The organism is Sphingomonas sp. CFBP 13728 (assembly GCF_014841895.1).
Taxonomy (GTDB): domain Bacteria; phylum Pseudomonadota; class Alphaproteobacteria; order Sphingomonadales; family Sphingomonadaceae; genus Sphingomonas.
This window is the reverse complement of record NZ_JACYUS010000016.1, coordinates 1-2,929: the sequence shown is the minus strand read 5'-3', so window position 1 is coordinate 2,929 and position 2,929 is coordinate 1. Positions and strand designations below refer to the sequence as shown.

The 2,929-nt window shown below is 62.9% G+C and carries 3 protein-coding genes and 1 pseudogene; all 4 read right to left on the bottom strand.

All coding sequences use genetic code 11. The features are described from left to right. On the bottom strand, positions 1–527 hold a 527-nt coding region (locus tag IFT67_RS20365), incomplete at its 3' end, for a TonB-dependent receptor plug domain-containing protein (protein ID WP_197983191.1). Between the two features lie 117 nt (positions 528–644). Next, positions 645–1,061: a DUF3526 domain-containing protein gene (locus tag IFT67_RS21050; RefSeq protein WP_446740831.1), complete on the bottom strand. Its 417-nt coding sequence runs from the start codon at positions 1,059–1,061 to the stop codon at positions 645–647. A 357-nt stretch (positions 1,062–1,418) separates the two neighbouring features. Then, positions 1,419–1,830 (bottom strand): annotated as a pseudogene (locus IFT67_RS20840) (ABC transporter permease); the annotation flags it as partial. Beyond that, positions 1,827–2,929 (bottom strand): ABC transporter permease (locus tag IFT67_RS20355; protein WP_192239912.1); only part of this gene is annotated, 1,103 nt, incomplete at its 5' end. The gene IFT67_RS20355 and the pseudogene IFT67_RS20840, both read right to left, overlap by 4 nt.

Sequence of the window (2,929 nt, the reverse complement as noted above, 5' to 3'; positions counted from 1 at the left end):
ATCATGTTGATCACCCCCGAGATCGCGTCCGAGCCGTATTGGGCGGCAGCACCATCGCGCAGCACTTCGACCCTCGACATAGCAAGGGTCGGGATGGCGTTGAAATCGACCGCGACATCGCCGCGACCGATGCCGTTGCTCGAATTGAGGTCGGCCGTGGTGTGGCGACGTTTGCCATTGATCATCACGAGCAGTTCGCCGGCCCCTAGTCCGCGCAGGGAAGGCGGCTGGATGAAGTCGCCGACACCTGATGCCAGCGGTCGCGGGGCGCTGAAGCTCGGCACCTGAACCTTCAGCATCTGGATGAGATCAACACGCCCACTCTGTTGCAGCGCCTCACGCGATATGGCGTCCACTGGCGTCGACGATTGCGTTGCCGTGCGGCCGCCAAAACGACTGCCCGTAACAATGATCTCGCCGGTCTCATCATTGTCTTCAACTGCGTCGGCTTCCCGAACGACCTCCTGCGCCAACCCAGGCATCGGCATCGCAGCTGTGGCGGCGAGCGCTATCGCAAATGAACGCATGTAGACCCCTTAAGTAATGTTATCTATTATGTTGCTCAGGCTGCCGATGGCCGGGTTTTGATCAGCGGACAGCCTGATAGCTCCAGGTGAGCCGTTCACCGCCGTGAAGGGGTGGTTTCAGCGCCGGTCAGTGGCCTCGTTTGATCCACCCGTTGTCTTCATGCGAGCGGTAAAGATCGGTGCCCGACCGAAGTCGACCCTGCCAAACGGTCGGTCGCGAAACAGATACCCGTAGTAGAAATTGCGCAGCTTGGCGTGGAAGGCACGCACTCGGTCCTGATATGCCAGCTGTGCGCGAACGTCGGTGTCAGCCAGCCGGGTCAGCAAAACCTGTACTCCCACCGAAGGCAGCACCCACCCAAGCATGCGCGCAGCGACATCGCGGCGTTCCAACCCGCTTCGATAGGCACGGACCTTGGTCGCGACGCTTTCGTCACCGACCTGATGGAAGGCGAAATACCATTTGTAATGGAAGGCCGAACCAAGCGGGGCGGAATTCGCCCATTCGGGATGACCGGCATAGAAGCGGCGCATTGTCGTTTCGCGGGGAATGTCCCAGGCGCGGTTGACCATCTCGCGCTGGGCAAGCGCGATCTCTGCGCCCTGACCGATCGGCACGGCGCGGTTGATTGCGACGTGCGCCAGTGTCGGCAGGACGAGCACCAGCACAAGCCAGCACGCTGCGAGCGTTGCAGCGTTTGCAACCGAGCTCCAGCGGAGTCTCGCGACCAGTGCGGCGAGCGCCATCCAAAACAGGAGGTAAGCGAGGATTACCGAGATAACCGCAAAGATCGCTGCGCCCCCGACACCGGACGCTACCGCGGCAACGAGGAAGGGCACGGCAAGCGCCGCCCATAATAGCGCGATACGCAGCAGCATACGTCGACGCANAGACGAGGACGAACGCAAAATCGAACCGGCCTGGCAAAGCGAGCTCAGGATTGAAGACGTCGCCGTCATAGATCTGCGCTTCCAGCCCCAACGCCCGGACTCGCAGGATGTAGGGCGAGACGTCGCGCATCCCGAGTGCGGCGAAGGCCAGGGGGGACGGTGCGTCCCAGGTTGGGTGGAAGCTGTAATAGCCCGCACTGCCCGCGTCCTTGGTCCGGTCGACATAGTCGGCAACGGCCGCGATATCTTCGGATTGCGCGGCCGGGATTGCGGCGATCGCGGTACGCTGCCGGGAAATTTCCACCATGCCTGCAGTGACCGCAGCAGCGGTGAGTATGGCCATCAGGATCAGTGCCACGACGCTTAACCGCGCACGGAGCAGCAGGCGCAGTTCATGTATCCACAGGGTCATTGACGGGCTCCCAGACGGCGAGTCACCCGCGTGAGCAGCAGGGTGGCGACTGCCAACCACAGTCCCAGAATACTGATCCCGGGCAGCGCCGCGGCCGCAAGCGCCGAGGCACTTGGCGCAATGAAGGCGAAATCGGGCATATGCTGCCAATTGTCCGCTGCAATTCGCTTGCGGCGATCGGCACCCGCATCCTCGGCGATATCGTCGGCGTAGCTGACATTCTTCGCCTCCATCCGATTAAGACGCTGCACAAGGGCGTAGCGATACGTTTCTGCCTGTTCGAGGAAGCGACGGTGTCCGGCAAAGTCGGTGTCCGCCGCAGCCATCGACAGCGCGCGGATCGCGATCGTTGGGCTCAGGACACCGATCGCGTCGACCAACCGGTTCTGAGCAGTCTGTGCCGCGAAGCTGGCAACTGCATAGTGATCGAACAGACCGGACGTCAGCCGCTCCCCCTCCATCGCCAGCAAGCCCTTGTAGTTCACCGGCAGATCCTCGACGCGGGTTACGCCGTAGCGTTGCAGGACCGACTGCTTGAAGGCTGCCAGATGCGGATCGTCGGGATTGTGACTGTCGCCTAGCTGGCGCAGGTCTCGCGCGATGGCGACATCGGTCTGAAGACGGTTCTGGAGCGGCACCGCGGCCCCCGCGATGTCGGGGGCGATGCGCGGCAGCAGCACGACCGCGACCGTCCATATTGCCAGCAGTGCAAGGAGGGCATCGCGCCCGCGCCGAGCAAAGCCCGACGCTAGCAGGATCAGGACGACCCACAGGGCAAGATACAGCGCATAGCCAAGTCCGATGGCCGCCATTGGCAACGCTAGCGTGCCGGGTTGCGCGACGACTGCGACAAAACCTACCATCGCCGGCAATCCGACGATCACGGCCACGATCCCGAGCGCGGCAAGCTTGCCGCGCACCAGCTGTCCGCGCGAGACACCCTGCAGCATCAGTAATCGTAGTGTCCCTTGCTCGGTCTCGCGCGCCAGCACGCCGAAGCCCAGGAAGATCAGGAGTAACGGCGCTACAACCTGGAGGACGAAGGCGGGGGTGAGTTGCCCAAAACGCACCAGCAGCGAGCTTTGCCGGACGTCGCCGA